Raw genomic sequence first — 24,628 nt, forward strand, 5'->3', positions numbered from 1 at the left:
TCTTAAGGCCCGGTCTTTTCTTTTTATCTAACAAGGCGAACAGCTGGCCTTGATTCTCAGTCACTTACAGGACTCTGTTAAAGTCCCCTGTGATGATCCTGTTTTAATACAACAATTACATTTTTGCAAATTTTTAGCGGTTAATTTTTAACCTAATTAAGCGCTCGACTTAAAACCTGTGAACCTACCAACACTTACGACAATAATGGTCTGCTACAGCATAATTCAGGCCCAAATTAACTATTTTCTTTCAGGCCAACAACTTACAAATTTAGCTTCTTTTTACCTGAGCCCTGCCATCAGCCATACACGACTCAGCTGCCCAAAAGCGCCCTAATCACGGGCATTATTACATCAGTTACCTGCTGGCCCGTTCTGACTGCCCCGTATCCAACAAAAACGTCACCGGCCCGTCATTAACTAACCCCACTTTCATATCTGCGCCAAACTCGCCGGTTTGCACGCGCTCAGATCCCAACAGACGCTTCGCCTGAATGATAAACTCTTCGTACAGACGATTAGCAACATCGGGGGAAGCCGCAAGAGAAAAGCCCGGCCGGGTTCCGGAAGAGGTATCCGCGGCTAAGGTAAACTGAGGAACAATCAAAAGGGCACCACCGGAGTCCTGAACGCTTACGTTCATCCGGCCCTGCTCGTCGGGAAAAACCCGGTACGACAGAATCTTTCGACACAGCGCCTTCGCCTGAACTGCTGTGTCATCCCTTTCCACGCCCAATAGCAATAAGAGCCCATTACCAATGCTGGCAATTTGGCGGCCCCCTACGGCGACATTTGCCTCCGATACTCGCTGGATCAAACCTTTCATGCAGTCCCTTGGCAACCTGGCTCGTAGGGTTAAAACACGGTAACGAGCCAGAGTGTATAGGGGCCATTCGCAGGTCGCAACCCCGCCAAGTCAACAAAAAGTCTAATAATCAACCAGCTGAAGGTGCGCCTTTGGCGACAACTTGCTCAACACCACGAATCAGCGCATCCACAATGGCGGGTTCGGAGGCTGAATGCCCGGCATCGCGAATGATTTGCAATTCGGCTTCAGGCCACGCTGCAATTAGGGCGAAGGCATTATCCAGCGGACACACCATGTCGTAGCGGCCGTGCACGATAATGCCCGGGATATCCGCCAGCTTATCGGTGTTATTAATAATTTGATCCGTCTGCAAAAAACCTTGATTCATGAAGTAATGGCATTCAATTCGAGCCAGTGCGATCGCAACATGAGGGTGCCCGAAATGCTCCACCACTTTCGGATTCGGCTGGAGCGTTGCGCAACGGCCTTCCCAAATAGACCAGGCCTTCGCCGCCTGAATCTGTTCGAGTTCATTGTGACTGGTCAAACGCCGGTAATAAGCGGCAACCATGTCACCTCGCTCTGCCTCTGGAACAGGCGCCAGGAAGTCTTGCCAGTAATCGGGGAAAATCCGGCTTGCGCCCTCCTGATAGAACCATTGAATATCCTTTGGCCGGCAAAGAAAAATGCCCCTCAGAACCAACCCCAACACCCGCTCCGGATGCGTTTGCGCATAAACCAGACTAAGCGTGGAGCCCCAGCTACCCCCAAACAACAACCAACGATCCACCCCGAGGAACTGGCGCACCTTTTCCATATCTTCCACCAAATTTTCGGTGCTGTTTTCCTCTAACTCCGCCAGCGGTGTCGAGCGGCCGGCTCCGCGCTGATCCAACAGAATGATTCGGAAGCGCTCTGCATCAAAAAATCGGCGATGGTAGTCCTCGCATCCACCACCGGGGCCACCGTGCACAACCAGCACAGGCGTTCCGTCCGGGTTGCCGGATTCTTCCAGGTACAGCTCATGAACCTCATCCATCGCAAGGTGATGACGAGCATAGGGTTGGATTTCAGGGTAAAGAGTAAGCATGACCGACTCCGATGATTGAATACCGAAAGTCTAGCCGAGATAAACGAGAGGGATTACAGATTTAATGCAGGGAATAGAAACAAAGCACGAAAGATAACCGGCCCGGAGGGCAGGCATCACGACCCGGAAAGACTGCGCTTTCCTCAACGTGATCACCTGCCCTTCCGGGCCAACAGTTCTTACTTCTTACCGGCGCGCTTACGCTCGTTTTCGGTCAGAAGCTTTTTACGCAGACGGATCGACTTTGGCGTTACTTCCACCAGCTCGTCGTCGTCAATAAACTCAAGCGCCTGTTCAAGCGTATGCTTGATGGGCGGCACCAGGCCGATAACTTCGTCTTTACCAGACGCACGCATGTTATCCAGCTTCTTACCCTTGGTCGGGTTAACCACCAGATCGGTATCGCGACTATGGATACCACACAACTGACCTTCGTAGATTTCCTGGCCCGGCTCAAGGAACAGCTTGCCTCGGCTCTGCAGGGTTTCCAGTGAGTACGTCAGCGCAGTGCCGGTCGCCATGGACACGATGACACCGTTCTGGCGGCTGGTGACTTCACCCAGTTTCACAGGACCGTAATGACTGAAAGTCGAGGTCAGGATACCAGTACCAGAAGTCATGGTCAGGAAGGCGTTCCGGAAACCAATCAAACCACGGGCAGGAATGGTGTATTCCAGACGCATGCGGCCTTTGCCGTCGGGGATCATATTGGTCATATCGCCACGGCGCAGACCCATTTGCTCCATGATGGGGCCTTGATGCTGCTCTTCGATGTCGATGATCACGTTTTCGTACGGTTCTTGCTTCTCGCCGTCTACTTCTTTGATCACCACTTCCGGACGACCCACCGCCAGCTCGAAGTTCTCGCGGCGCATGTTTTCAATCAGCACCGACAGGTGTAGCTCACCACGACCAGACACTTTGAACTTGTCCGCGGAGTCGCCTTCTTCAACTCGCAGCGCCACGTTGTGCAGCAACTCTTTTTCCAAACGCTCTTTAATGTTGCGGCTGGTTACGTACTTGCCTTCTTTACCCGCAAACGGCGAGTCGTTGACCTGGAAGGTCATCGAAACAGTAGGCTCGTCAACGGTCAGGGCCGGCAAAGCTTCAACATTCGAAGGATCACACAAGGTGTCAGAGATGAAGAGCTGGTCCAGGCCGCTCACGCACACGATGTCACCCGCCTGCGCCTCATCCACTTCAACGCGCTGAAGACCGGAGTGACCCATGATCTTGAGAATTCGACCGTTACGTTTTTTGCCGTCGGCACCAATAGCCACAACCGGCGTGTTGGTGGCCACTTTACCGCGTGCGATACGGCCGATGCCGATAACACCCAAAAAGCTGTTGTAGTCCAGCTGGGAAATCTGCATCTGGAAGGGCAGGTCCAGATCCACGTCTGGCGCTGGCACATAGTCAACAATGGCCTGGAATACGGCATCCATGTTGTCTTGCAGGTCTTCGTGATCCATACCGGCAATGCCGTTCAGGGCACTGGCGTACACGATCGGGAAGTCGAGCTGCTCGTCGGTCGCGCCGAGGTTGTCAAACAAGTCAAAAACTTGGTCCACAACCCAGTCCGGACGCGCGCCAGGACGGTCAATCTTGTTCACAACAACAATCGGGCGCAGCCCTGCCGCGAACGCTTTTTGCGTTACGAAGCGTGTTTGGGGCATGGGGCCGTCAATGGAATCGACCACGAGCAGAACACTGTCTACCATGCTCATGACTCGCTCAACTTCGCCACCGAAATCAGCGTGTCCCGGGGTGTCCACGATGTTGATGTCGTAGTCTTTCCACTTCAGCGCGGTGTTCTTCGCCAGAATGGTAATTCCACGCTCTTTTTCCTGGTCGTTGGAGTCCATAACGCGCTCGTTCTCGAGCTCTTTACGGTCCAAAGTACCGGACTTGCGCAACAATTGGTCAACCAGGGTCGTTTTACCGTGGTCTACGTGGGCAATAATGGCAACGTTTCTAAGCTTATCAATCACAACTGGTATCCTGCAGAAATTAGCGGGACGCAGTATATCGAAAAGTCCATGTCGATAATATGAAGATTAGTGCTTAATATGTAATCAATCGCGAAGCGCACTGTTATCAGGCATTTATTAGCCGAACGCACCATTTTGGCGCACGAATACGCGCTCAAAATTGCAGCGCCGAGCACCGCAAGCGCCCCGACATCGTCCGAAAACCCCGCTGCTGCGCTTTTGTGAGGCAATTTTAGAAAACTGGCAAGCCGCTTGCTTAGAGACAATCAGCCGCAATTGAAAGGTAAGGGCCGCCAGCTTCTGATAAGCTGCCCTCACCTGCAAGCAGATCGGGCCTCAGTACGCTGAACGATCCGGCACAACGAATATGTATAACTTACGGAGCATGCACAATGTCCAAGACTGTTGATTTGATCAAAGAGCACGAAGTCAAATGGGTCGACCTGCGTTTCACCGACACCCGCGGTAAAGAACAGCACGTAACCCTGCCCGCGTCTGAAGTTGACGAAGACTTCTTTGCCGATGGAAAGATGTTCGACGGCTCCTCCATCGCCGGCTGGAAAGGCATCAACGAATCCGACATGATCCTGATGCCGGACGACAGCAGCTCCGTTCTGGACCCGTTCACCGAAGAAGCCACCATCAACATTACCTGCGACATCGTGGAACCAACCACCATGCAAGGTTATGAGCGTGACCCCCGCTCCGTTGCCCAGCGTGCAGAAGAATATCTGAAGTCTACCGGCATCGCCGATGGCGCGCTGTTCGGCCCGGAGCCCGAGTTCTTCATCTTTGATTCGGCCAAATGGAAAACTGACATGCAGGGCTCCATGTACGAGCTCTACTCGGAAGAAGCCGCCTGGGTATCCGGCGAAGATTTCGATCGCAATAACATCGGTCACCGTCCCGGCGTCAAAGGCGGTTACTTCCCTGTTCCTCCGGTAGACAGCCTGCACGATCTGCGTGGCGCCATGTGTGCTGCCATGGAATCCATGGGACTGACCATTGAGGTTCACCACCACGAAGTTGGCACCGCTGGCCAGTGTGAAATCGGTGTTGGCCCCAACAGCCTGACCAAGAAAGCAGACGAAGTTCAGATCCTGAAGTACTGCGTGCACAACGTTGCTCACGCCTACGGCAAGACTGCGACTTTCATGCCTAAGCCGGTTGTCGGCGACAACGGTTCCGGCATGCACGTACACATGTCTCTGAGCAAAGATGGCAAGAACCTGTTCGCGGGTGACAGCTACGCTGGCCTGAGCGACGAAGCACTTTACTACGTTGGCGGCATCATCAAGCACGCCAAGGCCATCAACGCCTTCACCAACCCGGCCACCAACAGCTACAAGCGTTTGGTACCAGGCTACGAAGCTCCGGTTATGTTGGCCTACTCGGCTCGCAACCGCTCTGCCTCTATCCGTATCCCGTACGTGAACAGTGCGAAAGCCCGCCGCGTTGAAGTACGCTTCCCTGATCCGGCTGCCAACCCGTACCTGGCCTTCTCTGCACTGATGATGGCCGGCCTGGACGGCATCCAGAACAAGATCCACCCTGGCGATGCCATGGACAAGGATCTGTACGACTTGCCGAAAGAAGAAGCCCTGAACATTCCGAAGGTTGCCGAGACTCTGCAAGAAGCTCTGGACGCCCTGAAAGACGACCACGAGTTCCTGACCCGTGGTGGCGTGTTCACCGAAGACATGATTGCCGGCTACATCGACCTGAAGCGTGCCGAAGTTGAGCGCATCAACATGACCACGCACCCGGTTGAGTTCGAGCTGTACTACTCCTGCTAATACGCTGCACCGCGAAGGTGCGATGAAGCAGTAAAAAAACCCGCCTCGGCGGGTTTTTTTGTGGTCAGCTCCACAAAACCCGAAGAACACCTGTCGCTCTTAACGAGATGTAACCAAGCGAGCCATCCCGAGCGTTGATCTCCCTCTCATTGCGCCTGATAATCAAGTGAGTTCACCAGAGCACAGGCCACGACCATGAAAACTCTTGTCACGCTCGCATCCGCACTGCTGTTGCTTGCCGCCCCCACCAGTTGGGCAGAGGTTTATCGTCACGTTGATGCGCAAGGCAACGTGACCTACTCCGACGAACCCATCAAGGGCGGCGAAACCGTCAAGGTAAAGCCCGTCACCACCATCACACTGCCCAAACCCGAAGCCGTGCGCGAAACCCAAAAACTGCGGGAAGAAGTCAAACGCAAAGGGGCATCGTATGACGAACTCGGCTTTGCCTACCCGCAAAATGAACAGGCCTTTCACAGTGGCAACGGCACAGTCACCTTTGAAGTGCACAGCAGCCCCGGCCTGAAGCCCGGCCACAAATATGAGATCACACTCGACGGCCAGCCTGTCGGCCAAAGCACATCGGGCTCCGTTACCGTTCCAAACATCGATCGTGGCACCCACAACGCTGTCGTCCACATCATCGACCGCAACGGCGTCCAGGTGAAAACCGGCAGCCCCGTTCGCTTTACCGTGCACCGTCCCTCTGTTGCACGGTAACCAAACCGCACCAAATTAGTGCAATGGCACCACATTGGTGCCATGCTATAGGCGGCTAAAGGGCAAAACCCGGGCCGCTTGCCGCCTCTTCTCCTGCTTTGCATCGATTCAAAGCACGAACGGCCTCCCCCGGGGCACCCTATCTCGAATAAACGCCGCTAATTGAATAAGACCGAAAAACTGGTTCGTTTATTGCTAACCATAGTAATAACCCTGAGCGCCTAACGGGATTCCTTCATGTCGTTTCGACCGTCTACCACCCTGGAAACCGGGTACAAAAACATTCTCGACAGCCTAACCACCGCGGTACTGGTTCTTGGCGATGACCTAACCATCCGCTACCTGAACCCGGCTGCCGAGAACCTGTTTGAAACGAGCCTTATGCGAACGCAAGGTACGCCGCTGAACGATGTGCTTATCGATTCGGAGAATGCGCTGAGAACGTTGCATGCCGCGGCAAGGAATGGTCAATCCTACACACGGCGCGAAGCTGAATTTGCCTTGCTCACCGGCTCCAGTCTGATGGTGGACTATTCTGTGAGCCCCATCAGCACCGATCCGATTGAACTGCTTATCGAATTACAACCCATCGACCGCCAGCTTCGCATCAGTCGGGAAGAAGACATCATCTCCAAACAGGAAGCCTCGCGCATTCTGGTGCGCGGCATGGCTCACGAGATCAAGAACCCTTTGGGCGGCATTCGGGGCGCGGCACAACTGCTCGACCGAGAGCTCGACAGCGAGGGTCAGCGGGAATACACCCAAGTGATCATTAACGAAGCCGACCGATTGCGGAGCTTGGTCGATCGCATGCTCGGGCCCAATAAAGCTCTGCAAATTGCGTCTACCAACATCCATGAAGTTCTTGAACGGGTGCGCACCCTGATTGAAGCCGAAAGCCGGGGTAAAGTTCAGCTACTACGAGATTACGACCCCAGCATTCCGGAATTCTCGGGCGACAAAGAACAGCTCATTCAAGCCGTTTTGAACATTGCCCGAAACGCCATGGAAGCCGCTTTCGAAAACGAGAACGCTTCGGGCACCGAATCAACTCCGACGATCACCTTCCGTACTCGCACTTTGCGGCAGTTCACCATTGGTCATCACCGCCATCGACTGGTTTGCCGCATCGACATTATCGACAACGGGCCCGGCATTCCGGCTGACCTGTTGCAAAACGTTTTTTACCCCATGATCAGCGGCCGGGCTTCAGGCACAGGCTTAGGGCTTTCTATCACCCAAAGCATCATCGGCCAGCATCGTGGTTTGGTGGAATGTGAAAGCGAGCCAGGAAAAACCGACTTTATAATCTTCCTGCCTCTGGAGGACACTTTATGAATCAGCCAGAAAACGTCTGGATCATCGATGACGACAAGAGCATCCGCTGGGTGCTTGAACGGGCGCTAAGCCAAGCGGGCTTGCACGTGCAAGCGTTTGACAGCGGCGAAGGCATCATTGCCCGCCTGGAGCGTGAGCGGCCCGATGCCATTGTCAGCGATATACGTATGCCCGGCGTCGATGGCATCACCTTGCTTTCCCGGATTGTTGCGCTGCACCCAGACGTTCCCGTCATCATTATGACAGCCCACTCTGACCTGGACAGCGCCGTCACCAGCTACCAGACCGGTGCATTCGAATATCTGCCCAAGCCTTTCGATGTGGACGAAGCGGTTGCCTTGGTAAAGCGCGCCATTGCGCACAGCCATGAGCAAAGAGCCGCGGCCGAACCCCAGATCGAAGAAGTGCAGAAGAGCACCGAGATCATCGGCGAAGCGCCGGCCATGCAGGAAGTCTTTCGGGCCATAGGCCGCCTTTCGAACTCGAACATTACGGTGCTCATCAACGGTGAAAGTGGTACCGGCAAAGAGCTGGTCGCCCAGGCGCTACACAACCACAGCCCCCGCGCCCGCAATCCCTTCATTGCCCTGAACATGGCCGCCATCCCCAAAGACCTGATTGAGTCGGAACTGTTTGGTCATGAAAAGGGCGCGTTCACCGGCGCCGGAGGCACGCGCCAGGGGCGCTTCGAGCAAGCCAATGGCGGCACATTATTTCTGGATGAAATCGGCGACATGCCCGCCGATACCCAAACCCGGTTGCTGCGCGTTCTTGCCGATGGTGAGTTCTACCGGGTTGGCGGTACCACACCGATCAAAGTGGATGTCCGCATCATTGCCGCAACACACCAGGATCTTGAGAAACTGGTGAATGCCGGCAGCTTCCGGGAAGATTTGTTTCACCGCCTCAATGTGATTCGGATTCATTTGCCGAAACTCGCCGAGCGGCGCGCAGACATTCCCCGACTGGTGCAGCATTTTCTCGAACAGGCTGCCAAAGAACTCGCCGTGGAGCCCAAAATCCTGCGTAAAGACGCCGAGGAATACTTATCAACACTGCCCTGGCCCGGTAACGTTCGTCAGCTGGAAAACACTTGCCGCTGGCTAACCGTCATGGCCAGCGGGCGCGAAATCCATGTTGCCGACCTGCCGCCAGAACTCCTGGACCAAGCCGAGTCAGACAACGACGCCACCGGCCAGACCTGGCAAGAGGGCCTGAAAAACTGGGCGGAACAAGAACTGAAGCGAGGCAAGAAAAGCGTACTGGACAAAGCTGTACCGGAGTTCGAAAAGATCATGATTGAAACCGCGCTGAAGCACACCGGCGGGCGACGTCGTGACGCCTCCATTCTGCTTGGCTGGGGCCGAAACACGTTAACCCGAAAAATCAATGAACTGGGTTTGGATCACCCGGAAACAACGGAAGAATAGCGGGGCATGAGCCGAAGCGAATACCATAAAAAACCCGAGCCACTGCTCGGGTTTTTTATGCGACTTGATGTGACTTGGCCTTAGAACGGGATGTCATCATCAAAGTCGTCAATGGGCTCCGGCATCCCGCCCGCTTGTTGCTGCGGCGCAGGGTTGTTATAGCCGCCCTGCTGCTGAGGTTGTTGCGGTGCATTATACTGCTGCTGAGGTGCTTGCGGCTGCTGCTGGGGACGACCTTGCGGAGCGCCTTGGTTCATGCCGCCTTCGCTTCCGCGGCTATCCAGCATCTGCATCTGGCCGTTGATATCCACAACGATCTCTGTGGTGTACCGGTCCTGACCATCCTGGCCTTGCCACTTGCGAGTTTGCAGACGCCCTTCGATGTAAACCTTTGACCCTTTACGCAGGTATTGCCCGGCAACTTCCGCCACCTTGCCGAAAATGACAATCCGGTGCCACTCAGTTCTCGGCACCATCTGGCCAGTCTGGCGATCCTTGTAACTTTCGTCGGTCGCCAGGTTCAGGTTAACCACTGCATTGCCGTTCGGGGTGTATCGGGTATCCGGGTCCTGGCCCAGGTTGCCGATCAGAATTACCTTGTTTATGCCTCGTGCCATGTTCTGCTCCTGGTGTTTTTTGACCGAACGCCTGCGCTCCCTGCAGGCATCCAATGTTTAAGTATTGTCACCCTGCCGCACAAATTCCAGGTGCGCAAGCTGATCTTCATTAAAGTGCTGACGATCCACCTTCAAGTAGGCCGTCCCGGCTTCTTCAACAATAACCACATCCGCTACGCCAGACAGGCCGCGCAAGCGCTGGTCGATATCGTCAAAGGGCGTTGCGACCGCATTACGCAACTGCACTACAAAACTGGTGGTGTAACTGGGGGTAGGCATAGTAAGTGCCACCAGTAACCAAACAACCAACGCGCCAGCCATTAACCACAGCACGCCGTTCAAACCGGCTTGTTGCAACAAATAGCCACCCAACGCCCCCCCGAGAAACGCCCCCAAAAACTGAGACGTCGAATAAACGCCCATCGCGGTGCCTTTGCTCGCCGGAGGGGCTTCCTTGCTGATCAATGACGGCAAACTTGCTTCCAGCAAATTGAACGCCATAAAAAAGAAGAACAAAACCACCCACGCCAATCCCAGGCTATCCGTTACGCCGGTCATGGCAGCCGTCGCCGCTGCCAGCAAGGCAATCGCGCCACACAGTACGGGCTTCATTTTACGCTTTTTCTCACCAATAATGATAAAGGGCACCATGGCGAAAAAAGACGTAACCATCACCGTGAGGTAAAACCACCAATGCGAGGTCGCAGCCAACCCCAGCTCATCCTGGAGCAGAGTCGGAAAAACCAGAAACAGAGACGTCAGTGCGAAATGCAATGCAAAGATGCCAAAGTCCAGCCGTAACAGGCGACCATCTGCCAAGACCTTGCCGACCATTTCCCGCGCTGGATGCGTATCCGCACTCACCTTGTTCTGATGTGGCGTCGGCACGACCTTGGCTACCACCACTAATGCCAACAAAGCCAGCACCGCCGTGGTGTAGAAGATACCCGACAAGCCCCAAGCGGCGCCGAGCAAGGGCCCGACCACCAGCGAAACAGAAAAAGATAAACCAATGGAGATGCCCACGGTTGCCATCGCTTTGGTTCGCTGCTCTTCCCGGGTCAGGTCGCTCAGCATCGCCATCAAAACACTCGCAATAGCGCCGGCTCCCTGCAAAATCCGCCCGGCAATCACTACGTAAATGGAATCCGACGCACCTGCCAACACACTCCCGGCAGCGAACAAAATCAGGCCAAGATAGATCATTTTCTTGCGCCCTACCCGATCCGACATCAAACCGAACGGAATCTGAAGCAACGCCTGACTCAGCCCATAGGCCCCGATCGCAAAACCAATCAGTGCCGGTGTCGCCCCCTGCAAATCACTGCCAAGTAACACAAACACCGGCATAACCATGAAAAGCCCCAGCATACGCATGGCGTATACCGAAGCCAGAGCTGCGACTGAGCGTTTTTCAAGCGCGTTCATATAACCCGTGCCGGAGTGAATGAATAGGGTTGCAGCCGTCGGCCGCGGGCGCGCATTGTACCAGAAGCGAGTCGCTGACGGGACTCCTCACATAACGGGCGAGCCTACGTAGTGTCGGCAACTTAGCCGCGCTCTTCTGAAAACGATATACTGGTCGTTTTTATCGGAAGCGAGGTGTTATGGACCATATCCAGATCAAGGGTGCGCGCACCCACAACCTGAAAAACATCGACCTGGATATGCCGCGGGACAAACTCATCGTGATTACCGGGCTGTCGGGCTCGGGAAAATCGTCCCTGGCGTTCGATACACTCTATGCGGAAGGCCAAAGACGGTACGTAGAATCCTTGTCGACCTACGCGCGGCAATTCCTTTCCATGATGGAAAAGCCCGATGTAGACCACATCGAAGGGCTGTCACCGGCTATTTCCATCGAACAGAAGTCCACATCCCACAACCCGCGCTCGACCGTCGGTACCATCACCGAAATTTACGACTACCTGCGATTACTGTTCGCCCGTGCTGGCGAGCCCCGCTGCCCCGACCATCACCAACCACTGGAAGCTCAAACCGTCAGCCAAATGGTCGATCAGGTGTTGGCGCTCCCGGAAGACAGTAAACTGATGATCCTTGCGCCTGTTATCAGGGACCGCAAAGGTGAGCACCTGCAGGTTATCGACACCATGCGCAGCCAAGGCTTCATTCGGCTGCGGGTGGATGGAACGGTCTATGACATCGACGACGTGCCGGCGCTCGATAAAAAACGCAAACACCAAATTGATGTCGTCGTTGACCGCTTCAAAGTGAAACCCGGCTTGGAACAGCGGCTCGCGGAAAGCTTCGAAACGGCCCTAGATCTTTCCGACGGGATTGCGCTCGTCGCCCCTATGTCCGGCGAAGGCGAAGAACATACGTTTTCCGCCCGCTACGCGTGTAATCAGTGTGGCTATTCCCTAAGCGAGCTTGAACCTCGACTGTTTTCCTTCAACAACCCTGCGGGTGCCTGCCCCACCTGCGACGGATTGGGCGTTCGACAATTCTTCGACCCGGAAAAAATCATTCAGCATCCAGAGGCGACTCTAGCTTCAGGGGCCATCAAAGGCTGGGACCGCCGGGCCGTTTATTACTTTCAGATGCTAACCAGCGTCGCCGAACACTATGGTATGGATCTCGAAACACCGTGGGAGGAACTCCCCGCTGATTTCCAGAACGCGCTGCTACACGGCACCGGAGCTGAAGAAGTAACCTTCCGGTACGTGAACTCCCGGGGCCAGATCATCGAAAAGGCCCACCCCTTTGAAGGCATCCTGCCCAACCTCGAGCGCCGCTACCGCGAAACCGAGTCCCAAAGCATGCGCGAAGAGCTGGCCAGAAACCTCAGCACCCAGCCGTGCAAAGACTGCCACGGCTCCCGTTTAAGGCAGAGCGCACGGCACGTGTTTATCAAAGAACAAAACCTGCCGGACGTCACTCACATGCCGGTCGGTGAGGCGCACGAATACTTCGGAACGCTCACCCTACCCGGGCGAAAAGGCGAAATCGCGGACAAGATTCTGAAAGAAGTCCGCGAACGCCTCCAGTTTCTGGTCAACGTCGGCCTCGAATACCTGACCCTGGAGCGCAGCGCCGACACTTTGTCGGGCGGTGAAGCCCAACGTATTCGCCTTGCCAGCCAGATCGGCGCGGGACTGGTTGGCGTTATGTATATCCTTGACGAGCCCTCCATCGGCCTTCACCAGCGGGACAACGACCGCCTTCTGGCGACCCTCACCCATTTGCGGGATCTGGGCAATACCGTGATCGTGGTCGAACACGATGAAGACGCCATCCGCGCTGCGGACTACGTTATCGACATCGGCCCCGGTGCCGGAGTACACGGCGGCCAGGTGGTCGCCAGAGGCACACCAGCCGACATCATCGCCAACAAACACTCACTCACGGGCCAATACCTGAGCGGCGATAAAAGTATTGCTATACCGCCGGAGCGCAACAAAGGAAGCGGTAAACAACTGGTACTGAGCGGCGCCAGCGGAAACAACCTACAAGACGTCACGCTGACCCTGCCCCTGGGCATTATGACCTGCGTAACCGGCGTATCCGGCTCCGGCAAGTCCACCCTGATCAACAGCACCCTGTACCCGGTCGCGGCTGCGAAACTAAACAAAGCCACCAGTTTGAGCCACGCCCCGTATAAAAACCTTAAGGGCCTGGACCACCTGGACAAGGTCATCGACATTGACCAGAGCCCGATCGGCAGAACGCCCCGCTCCAACCCGGCGACCTACACAGGCCTGTTCACCCCGATACGCGAATTGTTCGCCGGCACGCAAGAAGCCCGCTCAAGAGGTTACAAAGTCGGCCGCTTCTCCTTCAACGTCAAAGGCGGCCGCTGCGAGGCATGCCAAGGCGATGGCGTCATCAAAGTAGAAATGCACTTCCTACCCGATGTGTACGTACCATGCGACATTTGCAAAGGCAAACGCTACAACCGGGAAACTCTGGAAGTTCGCTACAAAGGCAAAAACATCCACGAAGTGCTCGACATGACCGTGGAGGAAGGCCGAGAATTCTTCGACGCCGTGCCCTTCTTAGCCAGAAAATTACAAACCCTGATCGACGTAGGCCTTTCCTACATTCGACTCGGACAAAGTGCAGTCACGCTGTCTGGCGGTGAGGCACAGCGCGTGAAGCTCGCTAAAGAGCTCTCCAAGCGAGACACGGGCAAGACTCTATACATCCTGGACGAGCCAACAACCGGCCTACACTTCTACGACATTCAACAATTACTGAACGTCCTCCAGCGGCTGCGTGACCATGGCAACACCATCGTGGTGATCGAACACAACCTGGACGTCATCAAAACCGCGGATTGGATCGTCGATCTAGGCCCAGAAGGCGGTTCTGGTGGCGGTCAGATTATTGCGGAAGGTACACCGGAAGACGTAGCGAACAACGCAAACTCCCACACCGGCAAATACCTAAAACCGATGCTGGAAAAATAGGGAAAACACCACAAAACTACGTCGGCCAGGGGTGCTAGGTTTATTTTCTGCCGGAAAAAGATGTCTGAGCGCAGCGAGTTATTTTTCCGAAGAAAATAAACCTAGCACCCCAGGCCAGCCCGCCAAGTTAGCACGCCGCCAGAACCCCCAAATTCCAGACACAAAAAAACCGGGAACCTTTCGGATCCCGGCCTTTCAAGAAATAGCCGAAACGATTTTACTCGTCGTCGCCCATCTCTTCAGCTTCGATGTCCAGAGGACGACCGACCAGCTCAACAAATGCCATAGGGGCATTGTCGCCAGCACGGAAACCGCACTTCAGGACACGAAGGTAACCACCCGGTCGCTCGTTGTAACGGGGGCCCAGCTCGTTGAAAAGCTTGGCTACCGCTGCATCGCTACGCAGGCGCGCGAACGCCAGACGACGGTTTGCAACCGAATCATTCTTTGCGAGCGTGATCAATGGCTCTGCTACCCGACGCAATTCTTTCGCTTTCGGGAGCGTCGTTTTGATCAGCTCGTGCTCAACCAGTGACGCAGTCATGTTACGGAACATGGCCTTGCGATGCGCACTGGTCCTGTTGAACTTACGACCACTCTTACGATGACGCATTGCTCTGATTCCTTACCTTAAACTAATCGGCGATTAACCGCCCAGAACCCGGTCATCACCACGAAGGCTTGCCGGCGGCCAGTTATCAAGACGCATTCCCAGTGACAGACCACGGGACGCTAGAACGTCCTTGATCTCGGTCAGCGACTTTTTGCCAAGGTTAGGCGTCTTCAGCAGCTCCACTTCTGTGCGCTGAATTAGATCGCCGATATAGTAAATGTTTTCTGCCTTCAAGCAGTTAGCCGAACGTACAGTCAACTCAAGATCATCAACCGGACGCAACAGAATCGGATCAATTTCTTCCTCTTCCTCGACGCGTTCTGGCTCTTTCTCATGATCGAAATCGACGAATACAGCCAATTGCTGCTGGAGGATAGTCGCGGCCCGGCGAATTGCTTCTTCCGGATCGATCGTACCGTTAGTCTCCAGATCAATAACAAGCTTGTCGAGATCTGTACGCTGCTCAACCCGTGCACTTTCAACCGCATAAGACACTCGGCGAACCGGGCTGAACGTAGCATCAAGCTGCAAACGCCCAATGGCACGAGTTTCGTCCTCGTCCAGTCCACGCTGATCAGCTGGCTCGTAACCGCGACCACGAGACACACGCAAGCGCATGTTCAGTTCGCCGTTCTCGCTCAGGTGACAGATAACGTGTTCCGGGTTAGCGATTTCAACGTCGTGATCCAACGTGATATCACCAGCAGTTACAACGCCCGGACCTTTTTTGCTGAGTGTCAGCTCAGTGTCATCACGTCCGTTCATCTTTACGGCAACGCCCTTGAGGTTCAAAAGAATCTCAATGACGTCCTCCTGGACACCCTCGATGGCACTGTACTCGTGCAGGACACCGTCGATCTGTGCTTCAGTCACGGCGCAGCCTGGCATCGAAGACAGAAGAATGCGACGAAGCGCACTGCCCAAGGTGTGGCCGAAACCGCGCTCTAGCGGCTCCAGCGTCACCTTGGCACGCAAAGCGCCGGACTCTTTCACGTCGATCGTACGAGGTGTCAATAACTCATGTACTGAACGCTGCATAGACGCCCCTATCTGCTATCGTTGCTAACTGGGCTTTACTTAGAGTAAAGCTCGACGATGAGGTTCTCGTTGATGTCGGCAGGCAGTTCAGTACGCTCAGGTACTGACTTGTAAACGCCGGACATCTTGTTGGCGTCAACCTCTACCCAGCTCACCGGCGCGCGGCTGCTAGCCAGTTCCAGAGCGCCTTTAACGCGCAACTGGTTCTTGGCCTTCTCACGCAGACTCACAACATCACCTGCTTTAACCTGATAAGACGGAATGTTTACCGGCTTATCGTTAACCAGGATCGCTTTGTGAGAAACGAGCTGACGGGACTCAGCACGGGTAGAACCAAAGCCCATGCGATATACAACGTTATCCAGACGGCCTTCCAGAAGTTGCAGCAGGTTTTCACCGGTTGCACCCTTCCGACGGGCTGCCTCTTTGTAGTACCCACGGAACTGCTTCTCAAGCACACCGTAGATACGACGAACTTTTTGCTTCTCGCGAAGCTGCAAGCCGTACTCGGACAGACGACCGCGACGCGCGCCGTGCATACCCGGCGGAGTCTCGATGTTGCACTTGGAATCGAGCGCGCGAACACCGCTCTTCAGAAAAAGATCTGTCCCTTCACGACGAGACAGCTTGCACTTCGGGCCTATATAACGAGCCATATTTCACTGTCTCCTGTGTTAGACGCGGCGCTTTTTGGGCGGACGACAACCGTTATGGGGAATCGGCGTCACATCAGTGATGTTAGTGATCTTGTAGCCACACCCATTCAGGGCACGAACTGCAGATTCACGTCCGGGCCCAGGACCCTTAACCTCTACATCCAGGTTTTTAAGGCCGTATTCAGCAGCCGCATTACCGGCTCTTTCAGCTGCTACCTGCGCAGCAAAAGGTGTGCTCTTACGTGAGCCGCGGAAACCGGAACCACCTGAAGTGGCCCAGGACAATACATTGCCCTGACGGTCCGAAATGGTCACGATGGTGTTGTTGAAGGACGCGTGAATGTGCGCGACGCCATCAACAACCGTCTTTTTCACCTTTTTACGGGTACGTGTACCTGGCTTTGCCATGTTTGCCTACCTGTTACTTACGAATAGGTTTGCGTGGACCTTTACGGGTGCGGGCGTTGGTCTTGGTGCGCTGGCCGCGAACTGGAAGTCCGTGACGATGGCGCAGACCACGGAAGCAACCGAGATCCTTCAAACGCTTAATGTTCATCTGTACTTCACGACGCAAATCGCCTTCGACGGTGAACTTGCCCACTTCAGTACGAAGTGCTTCAAGCTGCTCGTCGCTAAGGTCTTTGACCTTGACGTCCGGCTTAACGCCGGTTGCATCGCAAAGCTTCTGGGCTGTTGTCTTGCCGACACCAAAGATGTATGTCAGTGAGATAACAGCATGTTTGTGATCGGGTATATTGACACCGGCTATACGTGCCATCCAAATTACTCCGCGTTCAAAGCTTTGCTGTGTGAATTTTCCGCCACAAAAAGGGCGCGAAATAATAACGCTTGACTCAGGCTTGAGTCAAGCGCCTTATTCCGAACCCCTTTTACAATGTCAGTTCTGATCCCGGAGGATTAGCCCTGGCGTTGCTTGTGGCGAGGCTCCGAGCAGATGACTCGCACTGAGCCATTGCGTCGAATTACTTTGCAGTTACGGCAAATTTTCTTTACCGAAGCGCGTACTTTCATTGTCGACTCCAGTTTTCAAGGGGAACGGCTATCAGCCGTTCCGTCCATAGCCCTTGAGATTGGATTTCTTCATCAGTGATTCATACTGATGAGACATCAGGTGCGACTGAACCTGCGCCATGAAATCCATCACCACGACTACAACAATCAGCAGTGAGGTACCACCAAGATAGAAAGGTACGTTACCTGCAACCATCAGGAACTGAGGGAACAGGGACACCGCCGCAATATACATAGCCCCGAACAACGTAAGACGAGTAAGAACACCATCGATGTACTTTGCCGTCTGTTCTCCCGGACGAATCCCCGGAATGAACGCGCCGGAACGCTTGAGGTTATCCGCAACTTCTTTAGGGTTGTACATCAGCGCTGTGTAGAAGAAGCAGAAGAAAACGACTGCTGCTGCGAACAGAATAATATACAAAGGTTGGCTCGGAGCCAATGCCTGTGAGATATCGCTCAACCATTCCATGCCCTCACCTTGCCCGAACCACTGACCCAATGACGCCGGGAACAGTAGGATCGAAGAAGCAAAGATCGGCGGAATAACACCAGCCATATTGACCTTGAGAGGCAAATGACTGGACTGCTGTGCAAATACCTGACGCCCCTGCTGCCGTTTTGCGTAATTAATGGTCAGGCGGCGCTGGCCGCGTTCCATAAACACTACGAATCCGACTACAGCAACGGCCAGCACGCCAATACCGAGTACAACCAGCAGACTCATCTCTCCGTTACGTGCCTGCTCCAGGGTCTGACCTATAGCCCCCGGCAAGCCCGCGACGATACCTGCAAAAATAAGCAGGGAGATACCGTTTCCGATACCACGCTCAGTGATCTGCTCACCAAGCCACATCATGAAGACGGCACCACAAACGAAAGAGACAACTGCCACAAAGTGGAAGCTGAAGCTATCGTTAAAGGTAACACCTTGAGAGGCAAGCCCCACCGAAATACCAAAGCCCTGAACCAGGGCTAGGATAACCGTACCATACCGTGTGTACTGGCTAATCTTGCGACGACCAGCTTCACCCTCTTTCTTCAGCTGCTCAAGCTGCGGACTAACCGCAGTCATGAGCTGCATGATAATCGAGGCTGAAATATACGGCATGATACCGAGTGCGAAAATACTCATGCGCTCAAGCGCACCACCGGAGAACATGTTAAACAGACTCAGGATCGTGCCCTGATTCTGATCAAACAATGCCGCCAAACGGTCTGGGTTGATGCCCGGCACCGGAATATGAGCACCGATGCGGTACACCAACAACGCCAGAAAGACAAACCAGAGCCGCGAACGCAGCTCTGCAAATCCTTTTCCAGCGCCCGCAGGCAATGATGCTGTCTTGGCCATTTAGTCCTCGACTCGTCTTAGTCTTCGACTTTCCCACCCGCGGCAACAATTGCCTCGCGTGCGCCTTTGGTGACACGTAGCCCTTTAACGGTTACAGCACGGTCCAGCTCACCAGACAGCATAACCTTAGCAACGCGAATTTCTTCACGGATAATGTCAGCCTTCTTCAGTGCAGCCAGATCGACCACGTCACCCTCGACTTTCGCCAGTTCGTTCAGGCGGATTTCAGCAACGTAGCGCTGCTGACGAGAAGTGAAACCGAATTTTGGCAGACGACGGGCCAAAGGCTGCTGACCACCCTCGAAACCGGGAGCTACAGAGCCACCGGAACGGGATTTCAGACCTTTATGACCGCGACCGCCCGTTTTACCGAGTCCGCTACCGATACCACGACCAACACGCTTGGCGTTTGGACGTGAACCAGGTTCCGGAGCAAGTTCGTTCAGACGCATCTTAGTTCTCCTCAACCTGCACCAGGTAATTAACCCGGTTGATCATACCGCGAATCGAAGGAGTATCTTCAACTTCAACAGTGTGACCGATTTTACGAAGACCCAAGCCTTTTACACAAAGCTTGTGCTTAGGCTGGCAGCCGATCGGGCTGCGGGTCAGAGTTACTTTGATCGTTTTTGCGTTCGCCATGACTTCAACCCAGGATATCTTCGACGGATTTACCGCGCTTGGCTGCAACATCTTCAGGCGCATTCATTGCCTGCAGACCCTTAATGGTTGAACGTACAACGTTCACCGGGTTGGTAGAGCCGTAGCACTTGGAGAGAACGTTTTGAACGCCCGCAACTTCAAGCACTGCACGCATCGCACCACCAGCAATAACACCGGTACCTTCAGAAGCCGGCATCATGAACACTTTAGATCCGCCGTGCTGAGCACGAACCGGGTACTGAAGCGTGTTGCCGTCTAGGGCGACGTCTACCATGTTTTTACGCGCAGCTTCCATAGCCTTCTGGATCGCGACCGGAACTTCCCGGGCCTTACCACGACCAAAACCAACGCGCCCTTTACCATCACCCACTACGGTCAGTGCGGTGAAGGCAAAGATACGGCCGCCTTTCACAACTTTAGCGACTCGATTGACCTGAACCAGCCTTTCCTGGAGCTCAGGCGCCTTCTGTTCGTTAACGCTCATCTTCTCCACCTCTTAGAATTGCAAGCCAGCTTCACGAGCACCGTCGGCCAAAGCCTGAATGCGACCGTGATAACGGTAACCTGAGCGGTCAAATGCGACCTTCTCAATGCCTGCCGCCTTAGCGCGTTCAGCAATCAGCTGACCCACTTTTTTGGCGGCGTCCACGTTACCGGTTGCACCCTGGCGCAATTCCTTATCCAACGTGGAGGCAGTTGCCAGCACTTTGCTGCCATCTGCTGTAGTAACCTGGGCGTACATATGACGCGGCGTGCGGTGAACGCACAGACGGTCAGTACCCAGCTCACGAATCTTCATGCGCACTTTACGTGCGCGACGCAGTCTTTCGTTATTCGCGCTCATAGTCCCGCCTTATTTCTTCTTGGCTTCTTTGCGTCTTACCTGCTCATCCGCATATCGAACACCCTTGCCCTTATAAGGCTCGGGCGGACGGAACGCGCGAATGTCTGCAGCGACCTGGCCAACCTGTTGCTTGTCGATACCGCGAATAACAACTTCCGTATTAGACGGAGTTTCAGCGGTAACACCCTCGGGCAGCTCATATTCAACCGGGTGAGAAAAACCCAGTGTCAGATTGAGCTTCTTGCCTTGCGCCTGAGCACGGTAACCTACGCCTGTCAGCTGAAGCTTGCGCTCCCAGCCTGTAGACACGCCGTTAACCATATTGTTAACCAACGCCCGAGTAGTACCAGCAAGAGCGCGGGACTTTTTAGCACCATCGCGAGCTGCAAAGCGAAGACGACCGTCTTCCTGCTTTACTTCGACTAATTGGTGAATAGTGAGTTCAAGTGCTCCTTTGGAGCCCTTTACATTGATTTCCTGTCCGTTCAGCTTAACCTCAACACCGGAAGGCAGCACGACAGGATTATTGGCAACCCTGGACATGTGATTCTCCTAGAATACGGTGCAGATGACTTCGCCACCCACGCCAGCAGCTCGTGCGGCGCGGTCTGTCATAACGCCCTTGGACGTTGAGACAATCGCGACTCCCAGACCACCGGATACTTTCGGTAGTTCCCCAGCGCCCTTGTACTGGCGCAGACTCGGACGACTAACCCGCTTGATCTCTTCAATAACCGGCTTGCCACCGAAGTATTTCAGGTTGATCGTTAGCTGGGGCTTCGCGTCAGCTGAAACGGAAAATTCTCCAACGTAACCTTCGTCCTTCAGGACTTGGGCCACGGAGATTTTCATTTTGGAAGACGGCATGACCACATCGGCCTTCTGTGCCATCTGAGCATTACGAATACGAGTAAACATATCCGCAAGCGTATCTTGCATACTCATTACAATGAGTCTCCTGATCTTTTTAGTTGTGCAGCGGCGCGCCGCACCGCTTACCAACGGGCTCCTGACCGAAGTCAGGATGCCTGTCTTACCAGCTAGCCTTGGTCAGTCCTGGAACGTCACCGCGCATGCCGTATTCACGGAGTTTGATCCGTGAAAGCTCGAACTTGCGCAGAACGCCGTGAGGACGACCAGTCACCTGGCAACGATTCCGAAGACGTGAAGGGCTCGCATTGCGAGGCTGCTGCTGCAGCTTCATCTGCGCGTCCCAACGATCTTCGTCGCTGGTATTAGGGTTTTTAATAATTGCCTTGAGCTCAGCGCGCTTGGCTGCGTACTTAGCCACAGTCTGCTCACGCTTAAGCTCGCGGTTTTTCATTGAAACCTTAGCCATGTCACTCGTTCCTTATTTCTTGAACGGAAAGCCGAAGGCTTTCAACAGTTCGCGACCTTCGTCGTCGGTACCGGCAGAGGTAGTGATGGTGATATCCAGCCCGCGGACCTTGTCGACTTTGTCGTACTCGATCTCAGGGAAGATGATCTGCTCACGTACACCCATGCTGTAGTTACCGCGACCGTCGAAGGATTTCGGATTGAGGCCACGGAAGTCACGAATGCGGGGAACCGCAATGTGAACCAGGCGATCAAAGAAATCCCACATACGCTCACCGCGCAGGGTCACTTTACAACCAATCGGCCAACCTTCACGGATTTTAAAGCCCGCTACAGATTTTCTTGCCTTGGTCACAACAACTTTTTGACCTGCCAGACGCTCAAGATCTGCGACGGCATTTTCAATCAGCTTTTTGTCACCAACAGCTTCACCGACACCCATGTTCAGGGTGATTTTTTCGATACGCGGAACCTGCATAACGTTCTTGTAGCCGAACTCTTTCTGCAGGGCGGGTACCACTTCCTTTGAATACTGCTCTTTCATGTTAAGCATCGTAACCACCACCGCTTACTGGTTATCGACAGGTTCTTTCGTGGACTTGAAGATCCGCACTTTAGTGCCGTCTTCCTTGATCTGGAAGCCAACACGATCGGCTTTGCCGGTCTGCGGATTAAAAATAGCCACGTTGGAAGCCTGGATAGGCGCTTCTTTTTCGACGATACCACCTGGGGTGCCGAGCATCGGGTTAGGCTTCGTGTGCTTCTTGATCATGTTGATACCAGAAACAATCACGCGACCGTCGTCCTGAACCTTCAGGACTTTACCACGTTTCTCTTTGTCTTTCCCCGCGGTGACGATTACTTCGTCATCTCGTTTAATCTTTTTCATAACCGGCCTCTGGTCCTTTAAAGTACTTCGGGTGCCAGTGAGATAATCTTCATGAACTTTTCGTTTCGCAGCTCACGAGTAACCGGTCCGAAGATACGGGTACCAATGGGCGCGTCCTGATTGTTCAGAAGTACCGCCGCGTTACCGTCAAAACGGATCAAAGAACCGTCCGGACGACGCACACCCTTACGGGTACGTACTACAACAGCCTTAAGGACCTGGCCTTTCTTCACCTTGCCGCGTGGGATGGCTTCCTTAACGGTCACCTTAATGATATCCCCAACGCTGGCATAACGCCGGTGAGATCCGCCCAGGACCTTGATACACATAACTTGACGTGCACCGCTGTTATCCGCGACTTCAAGCATTGTTTGAGTCTGAATCATGGTTGTTCTCCGGGCGAATTACACCTTGGAAGCGCGTTCGGTGACCTCAACCAGAGCCCAGCTCTTAGTCTTGGAGACCGGACGGGTTTCCTCGATGGTTACGGTGTCGCCGATGTTGCACTGATTGCTTTCATCGTGCGCATGGATCTTGGTTGAACGCTTCATGTACTTACCGTACAGAGGGTGTTTTACCTGACGCTCAACCAGGACCACGATGGACTTGTCCATCTTGTTGCTCACGACCTTCCCGCTCAGAGTTCTGGCAGTTTGGGTAGCTTCGGTCATGTCACTGTCCTGCCTTTTCATTCATTACCGTTTTAACGCGCGCAATGTCGCGTTTCACGTTGCCGAGGAGGTGAGACTGATTCAGCTGACCTGTCGCTTTACGCATACGCAGGTTGAACTGCTCCTTCAGGAGGTTGATCAGCTCGCTGTTCAGCTCCTCAACGGACTTTTCACGCAGCTCTGTTGCTTTCATCACATCACCGTCCTCGTTACAAAGGTGGTCTGTACAGGCAGTTTGGCCGCTGCCAATGTGAAGGCTTCCCGCGCCAACTCCTCGGAAACACCTTCCATTTCGTAGAGCATGCGGCCTGGCTGAATTTCAGCCACCCAATACTCGACAGAACCCTTACCTTTACCCATTCGAACTTCGAGTGGCTTACCGGTGATCGGCTTATCCGGGAAAACCCGAATCCAGATCTTACCGCCCCTCTTGATCTTACGAGTCATGGTACGACGCGCTGCCTCAATCTGACGCGCAGTTATACGTCCACGGGTTGTCGCTTTCAATCCGTATTCACCGAAGCTCACCTTAGTAGCTCGCTGAGCAAGACCGGTGTTACGGCCTTTCATTACCTTGCGAAATTTGGTGCGTTTTGGTTGCAGCATAAGAGTGCCCCTTTACTTAGAACCTTTCTTCCCAGAGGCTTTCTTGTCAGCACGGACCTGTTCCATACCACCAAGAATCTCACCTTTGAAGATCCATACCTTCACGCCGATAACGCCGTAAGTGGTGTGCGCTTCATAGGTTGCGTAATCAATATCTGCACGCAGTGTGTGCAGAGGAACACGACCTTCGCGATACCACTCGGAACGTGCGATTTCAGCACCCCCAAGACGACCACCAACCTGAATCTTGATACCCTTGGCGCCCTGACGCATGGCGTTCTGAACCGCACGCTTCATAGCGCGACGGAACATCACACGACGCTCGAGCTGACCGGCAACGTTTTGCGCTACCAGGCGGGCATCCAGGTCCGGCTTGCGGACTTCTTCGATGTTGATGTGCACAGGCACACCCATCATGTCGCTAACTTCACGACGCAGACGGTCAACATCTTCACCCTTCTTACCGATAACAATACCGGGACGGGCGGTATGGATCGTGATCCGGGCGTTCTGAGCAGGGCGCTCGATCACGATCTTGCTGACAGACGCCTTAACCAGACGCTTGTCGAGGAACTCGCGAACCTGAATATCATTCAACAGGTTTTTCGCGTAGTCCTTTTTGTCGGCGTACCAAACTGAGTTGTGCTCTTTAATCACACCCAGGCGTATGCCGGTCGGATTTACTTTATGACCCATCTGAGCAT

Annotated in this window: 31 protein-coding genes; 5 read left to right on the plus strand and 26 right to left on the minus strand. The window is 54.2% G+C overall.

What is annotated here, in order from left to right:
• Positions 1–358 precede the first annotated feature (358 nt).
• The 3 genes from dtd to typA form a co-directional block, all read right to left on the minus strand.
• The gene (gene dtd / locus Q9245_RS15130; RefSeq protein WP_305897964.1) at positions 359–826 is read right to left on the minus strand and encodes a D-aminoacyl-tRNA deacylase; all 468 of its coding nucleotides are present in this window, start codon (positions 824–826) and stop codon (positions 359–361) included.
• Positions 827–935: 109 nt separating this feature from the next.
• A complete protein-coding gene (pip, locus tag Q9245_RS15135; protein ID WP_305897965.1) occupies positions 936–1,898 on the minus strand; it encodes a prolyl aminopeptidase in 963 nt (320 codons plus the stop codon).
• Between the two features lie 179 nt (positions 1,899–2,077).
• Positions 2,078–3,889, minus strand: coding sequence for a translational GTPase TypA (gene typA / locus Q9245_RS15140; protein ID WP_305897966.1), 1,812 nt, complete (start codon positions 3,887–3,889; stop codon positions 2,078–2,080).
• A gap of 392 nt (positions 3,890–4,281) precedes the next feature.
• Here typA and glnA point away from each other — a divergent pair, with 392 nt between their 5' ends.
• From glnA to ntrC, 4 genes are all read left to right on the plus strand, one after another.
• On the plus strand, positions 4,282–5,685 hold the full coding sequence (gene glnA, locus Q9245_RS15145; protein ID WP_305897967.1) for a glutamate--ammonia ligase: 1,404 nt from the start codon (positions 4,282–4,284) through the stop codon (positions 5,683–5,685).
• Positions 5,686–5,880: 195 nt separating this feature from the next.
• Positions 5,881–6,405: a DUF4124 domain-containing protein gene (locus Q9245_RS15150; RefSeq protein ID WP_305897968.1), complete on the plus strand. Its 525-nt coding sequence runs from the start codon at positions 5,881–5,883 to the stop codon at positions 6,403–6,405.
• A gap of 237 nt (positions 6,406–6,642) precedes the next feature.
• Positions 6,643–7,743 carry a nitrogen regulation protein NR(II) gene (gene glnL, locus Q9245_RS15155; protein WP_305897969.1) on the plus strand — a complete coding sequence of 367 codons (1,101 nt, stop codon included), beginning with the start codon at positions 6,643–6,645 and terminating at the stop codon, positions 7,741–7,743.
• Positions 7,740–9,173, plus strand: coding sequence for a nitrogen regulation protein NR(I) (ntrC, locus tag Q9245_RS15160; RefSeq protein WP_305897970.1), 1,434 nt, complete (start codon positions 7,740–7,742; stop codon positions 9,171–9,173). The genes glnL and ntrC overlap by 4 nt, the downstream gene beginning before the upstream one ends.
• A gap of 80 nt (positions 9,174–9,253) precedes the next feature.
• Here ntrC and ssb read toward each other — a convergent pair whose 3' ends face one another.
• Both ssb and Q9245_RS15170 read right to left on the minus strand, forming a co-directional pair.
• Positions 9,254–9,790: a single-stranded DNA-binding protein gene (ssb, locus tag Q9245_RS15165; protein WP_305897971.1), complete on the minus strand. Its 537-nt coding sequence runs from the start codon at positions 9,788–9,790 to the stop codon at positions 9,254–9,256.
• 57 nt (positions 9,791–9,847) lie between these two features.
• On the minus strand, positions 9,848–11,218 hold the full coding sequence (locus Q9245_RS15170) for an MFS transporter (RefSeq protein ID WP_305897972.1): 1,371 nt from the start codon (positions 11,216–11,218) through the stop codon (positions 9,848–9,850).
• 179 nt (positions 11,219–11,397) lie between these two features.
• Here Q9245_RS15170 and uvrA point away from each other — a divergent pair, with 179 nt between their 5' ends.
• On the plus strand, positions 11,398–14,220 hold the full coding sequence (uvrA, locus tag Q9245_RS15175) for an excinuclease ABC subunit UvrA (RefSeq protein ID WP_305897973.1): 2,823 nt from the start codon (positions 11,398–11,400) through the stop codon (positions 14,218–14,220).
• Between the two features lie 217 nt (positions 14,221–14,437).
• On the opposite strand, the gene rplQ is transcribed toward uvrA, so the two are convergent.
• The 21 genes from rplQ to rpsC all read right to left on the minus strand — a co-directional run bounded on the left by rplQ (position 14,438) and on the right by rpsC (position 24,620).
• Positions 14,438–14,833: a 50S ribosomal protein L17 gene (gene rplQ, locus Q9245_RS15180; protein WP_114335808.1), complete on the minus strand. Its 396-nt coding sequence runs from the start codon at positions 14,831–14,833 to the stop codon at positions 14,438–14,440.
• A gap of 33 nt (positions 14,834–14,866) precedes the next feature.
• Positions 14,867–15,871, minus strand: coding sequence for a DNA-directed RNA polymerase subunit alpha (gene rpoA / locus Q9245_RS15185; RefSeq protein WP_133006537.1), 1,005 nt, complete (start codon positions 15,869–15,871; stop codon positions 14,867–14,869).
• 35 nt (positions 15,872–15,906) lie between these two features.
• Positions 15,907–16,527, minus strand: coding sequence for a 30S ribosomal protein S4 (rpsD, locus tag Q9245_RS15190; protein ID WP_199007989.1), 621 nt, complete (start codon positions 16,525–16,527; stop codon positions 15,907–15,909).
• Between the two features lie 18 nt (positions 16,528–16,545).
• Positions 16,546–16,935, minus strand: a complete 390-nt coding sequence (rpsK, locus tag Q9245_RS15195) for a 30S ribosomal protein S11 (protein WP_004580767.1) — start codon at positions 16,933–16,935, stop codon at positions 16,546–16,548.
• A 13-nt stretch (positions 16,936–16,948) separates the two neighbouring features.
• Entirely contained in the window at positions 16,949–17,305 is a 357-nt protein-coding gene (rpsM, locus tag Q9245_RS15200) for a 30S ribosomal protein S13 (protein ID WP_029655315.1), read from the minus strand.
• 140 nt (positions 17,306–17,445) lie between these two features.
• Entirely contained in the window at positions 17,446–17,559 is a 114-nt protein-coding gene (rpmJ, locus tag Q9245_RS15205; protein ID WP_008174902.1) for a 50S ribosomal protein L36, read from the minus strand.
• 31 nt (positions 17,560–17,590) lie between these two features.
• Positions 17,591–18,913, minus strand: a complete 1,323-nt coding sequence (gene secY / locus Q9245_RS15210) for a preprotein translocase subunit SecY (protein WP_199007990.1) — start codon at positions 18,911–18,913, stop codon at positions 17,591–17,593.
• Between the two features lie 17 nt (positions 18,914–18,930).
• Positions 18,931–19,365: a 50S ribosomal protein L15 gene (rplO, locus tag Q9245_RS15215; protein WP_305897974.1), complete on the minus strand. Its 435-nt coding sequence runs from the start codon at positions 19,363–19,365 to the stop codon at positions 18,931–18,933.
• A gap of 1 nt (position 19,366) precedes the next feature.
• The gene (gene rpmD, locus Q9245_RS15220) at positions 19,367–19,555 is read right to left on the minus strand and encodes a 50S ribosomal protein L30 (RefSeq protein ID WP_007153997.1); all 189 of its coding nucleotides are present in this window, start codon (positions 19,553–19,555) and stop codon (positions 19,367–19,369) included.
• Between the two features lie 4 nt (positions 19,556–19,559).
• Positions 19,560–20,060 carry a 30S ribosomal protein S5 gene (rpsE, locus tag Q9245_RS15225; RefSeq protein WP_305897975.1) on the minus strand — a complete coding sequence of 167 codons (501 nt, stop codon included), beginning with the start codon at positions 20,058–20,060 and terminating at the stop codon, positions 19,560–19,562.
• Between the two features lie 12 nt (positions 20,061–20,072).
• Entirely contained in the window at positions 20,073–20,420 is a 348-nt protein-coding gene (gene rplR, locus Q9245_RS15230; RefSeq protein ID WP_114335801.1) for a 50S ribosomal protein L18, read from the minus strand.
• Between the two features lie 9 nt (positions 20,421–20,429).
• Positions 20,430–20,963: a 50S ribosomal protein L6 gene (rplF, locus tag Q9245_RS15235; protein WP_223132796.1), complete on the minus strand. Its 534-nt coding sequence runs from the start codon at positions 20,961–20,963 to the stop codon at positions 20,430–20,432.
• A 9-nt stretch (positions 20,964–20,972) separates the two neighbouring features.
• Positions 20,973–21,365, minus strand: a complete 393-nt coding sequence (gene rpsH / locus Q9245_RS15240; protein ID WP_114335799.1) for a 30S ribosomal protein S8 — start codon at positions 21,363–21,365, stop codon at positions 20,973–20,975.
• 88 nt (positions 21,366–21,453) lie between these two features.
• Entirely contained in the window at positions 21,454–21,759 is a 306-nt protein-coding gene (gene rpsN, locus Q9245_RS15245) for a 30S ribosomal protein S14 (RefSeq protein ID WP_199007993.1), read from the minus strand.
• A gap of 12 nt (positions 21,760–21,771) precedes the next feature.
• On the minus strand, positions 21,772–22,311 hold the full coding sequence (gene rplE, locus Q9245_RS15250; protein WP_133006544.1) for a 50S ribosomal protein L5: 540 nt from the start codon (positions 22,309–22,311) through the stop codon (positions 21,772–21,774).
• A 15-nt stretch (positions 22,312–22,326) separates the two neighbouring features.
• A complete protein-coding gene (gene rplX, locus Q9245_RS15255) occupies positions 22,327–22,647 on the minus strand; it encodes a 50S ribosomal protein L24 (RefSeq protein ID WP_114335796.1) in 321 nt (106 codons plus the stop codon).
• Between the two features lie 17 nt (positions 22,648–22,664).
• Positions 22,665–23,033: a 50S ribosomal protein L14 gene (gene rplN, locus Q9245_RS15260; RefSeq protein WP_007154005.1), complete on the minus strand. Its 369-nt coding sequence runs from the start codon at positions 23,031–23,033 to the stop codon at positions 22,665–22,667.
• An 18-nt stretch (positions 23,034–23,051) separates the two neighbouring features.
• Positions 23,052–23,318 carry a 30S ribosomal protein S17 gene (gene rpsQ, locus Q9245_RS15265; RefSeq protein WP_114335794.1) on the minus strand — a complete coding sequence of 89 codons (267 nt, stop codon included), beginning with the start codon at positions 23,316–23,318 and terminating at the stop codon, positions 23,052–23,054.
• Between the two features lies 1 nt (position 23,319).
• The gene (gene rpmC / locus Q9245_RS15270; protein WP_114335793.1) at positions 23,320–23,511 is read right to left on the minus strand and encodes a 50S ribosomal protein L29; all 192 of its coding nucleotides are present in this window, start codon (positions 23,509–23,511) and stop codon (positions 23,320–23,322) included.
• Positions 23,511–23,924 (minus strand): 50S ribosomal protein L16, encoded by a 414-nt coding sequence (gene rplP, locus Q9245_RS15275; RefSeq protein ID WP_114335792.1) that lies wholly within the window; start codon positions 23,922–23,924, stop codon positions 23,511–23,513. The genes rpmC and rplP overlap by 1 nt, the downstream gene beginning before the upstream one ends.
• Before the next feature lie 12 nt (positions 23,925–23,936).
• Positions 23,937–24,620, minus strand: a complete 684-nt coding sequence (gene rpsC / locus Q9245_RS15280; protein WP_011784249.1) for a 30S ribosomal protein S3 — start codon at positions 24,618–24,620, stop codon at positions 23,937–23,939.
• Between the last annotated feature and the right edge of the window lie 8 nt (positions 24,621–24,628).

Origin of the sequence: Marinobacter sp. MDS2 (assembly GCF_030718085.1) — a bacterium.
Classification (GTDB): domain Bacteria; phylum Pseudomonadota; class Gammaproteobacteria; order Pseudomonadales; family Oleiphilaceae; genus Marinobacter.

Coding starts and splice junctions, on each gene's coding strand:
- rplX (WP_114335796.1), bottom strand. CDS start 22,647: ATGAAAAAGATTAAACGAGATGACGAAGTAATCGTCACCGCGGGGAAA.
- Q9245_RS15150 (WP_305897968.1), top strand. CDS start 5,881: ATGAAAACTCTTGTCACGCTCGCATCCGCACTGCTGTTGCTTGCCGCC.
- glnL (WP_305897969.1), top strand. CDS start 6,643: ATGTCGTTTCGACCGTCTACCACCCTGGAAACCGGGTACAAAAACATT.
- rpsC (WP_011784249.1), bottom strand. CDS start 24,620: ATGGGTCATAAAGTAAATCCGACCGGCATACGCCTGGGTGTGATTAAA.
- rpmC (WP_114335793.1), bottom strand. CDS start 23,511: ATGAAAGCAACAGAGCTGCGTGAAAAGTCCGTTGAGGAGCTGAACAGC.
- rpoA (WP_133006537.1), bottom strand. CDS start 15,871: ATGCAGCGTTCAGTACATGAGTTATTGACACCTCGTACGATCGACGTG.
- ssb (WP_305897971.1), bottom strand. CDS start 9,790: ATGGCACGAGGCATAAACAAGGTAATTCTGATCGGCAACCTGGGCCAG.
- Q9245_RS15170 (WP_305897972.1), bottom strand. CDS start 11,218: ATGAACGCGCTTGAAAAACGCTCAGTCGCAGCTCTGGCTTCGGTATAC.
- rplR (WP_114335801.1), bottom strand. CDS start 20,420: ATGAGCGCGAATAACGAAAGACTGCGTCGCGCACGTAAAGTGCGCATG.
- rpsM (WP_029655315.1), bottom strand. CDS start 17,305: ATGGCACGTATAGCCGGTGTCAATATACCCGATCACAAACATGCTGTT.
- ntrC (WP_305897970.1), top strand. CDS start 7,740: ATGAATCAGCCAGAAAACGTCTGGATCATCGATGACGACAAGAGCATC.
- rplQ (WP_114335808.1), bottom strand. CDS start 14,833: ATGCGTCATCGTAAGAGTGGTCGTAAGTTCAACAGGACCAGTGCGCAT.
- uvrA (WP_305897973.1), top strand. CDS start 11,398: ATGGACCATATCCAGATCAAGGGTGCGCGCACCCACAACCTGAAAAAC.
- rpsN (WP_199007993.1), bottom strand. CDS start 21,759: ATGGCTAAGGTTTCAATGAAAAACCGCGAGCTTAAGCGTGAGCAGACT.
- pip (WP_305897965.1), bottom strand. CDS start 1,898: ATGCTTACTCTTTACCCTGAAATCCAACCCTATGCTCGTCATCACCTT.
- rpmJ (WP_008174902.1), bottom strand. CDS start 17,559: ATGAAAGTACGCGCTTCGGTAAAGAAAATTTGCCGTAACTGCAAAGTA.
- rplF (WP_223132796.1), bottom strand. CDS start 20,963: ATGTCCAGGGTTGCCAATAATCCTGTCGTGCTGCCTTCCGGTGTTGAG.
- rpsE (WP_305897975.1), bottom strand. CDS start 20,060: ATGAGCGTTAACGAACAGAAGGCGCCTGAGCTCCAGGAAAGGCTGGTT.
- rplE (WP_133006544.1), bottom strand. CDS start 22,311: ATGCTTAACATGAAAGAGCAGTATTCAAAGGAAGTGGTACCCGCCCTG.
- secY (WP_199007990.1), bottom strand. CDS start 18,913: ATGGCCAAGACAGCATCATTGCCTGCGGGCGCTGGAAAAGGATTTGCA.
- dtd (WP_305897964.1), bottom strand. CDS start 826: ATGAAAGGTTTGATCCAGCGAGTATCGGAGGCAAATGTCGCCGTAGGG.
- rplP (WP_114335792.1), bottom strand. CDS start 23,924: ATGCTGCAACCAAAACGCACCAAATTTCGCAAGGTAATGAAAGGCCGT.
- rplN (WP_007154005.1), bottom strand. CDS start 23,033: ATGATTCAGACTCAAACAATGCTTGAAGTCGCGGATAACAGCGGTGCA.
- rpmD (WP_007153997.1), bottom strand. CDS start 19,555: ATGGCGAACGCAAAAACGATCAAAGTAACTCTGACCCGCAGCCCGATC.
- rpsK (WP_004580767.1), bottom strand. CDS start 16,935: ATGGCAAAGCCAGGTACACGTACCCGTAAAAAGGTGAAAAAGACGGTT.
- glnA (WP_305897967.1), top strand. CDS start 4,282: ATGTCCAAGACTGTTGATTTGATCAAAGAGCACGAAGTCAAATGGGTC.
- rpsQ (WP_114335794.1), bottom strand. CDS start 23,318: ATGACCGAAGCTACCCAAACTGCCAGAACTCTGAGCGGGAAGGTCGTG.
- rplO (WP_305897974.1), bottom strand. CDS start 19,365: ATGCGTCTGAACGAACTTGCTCCGGAACCTGGTTCACGTCCAAACGCC.
- rpsD (WP_199007989.1), bottom strand. CDS start 16,527: ATGGCTCGTTATATAGGCCCGAAGTGCAAGCTGTCTCGTCGTGAAGGG.
- rpsH (WP_114335799.1), bottom strand. CDS start 21,365: ATGAGTATGCAAGATACGCTTGCGGATATGTTTACTCGTATTCGTAAT.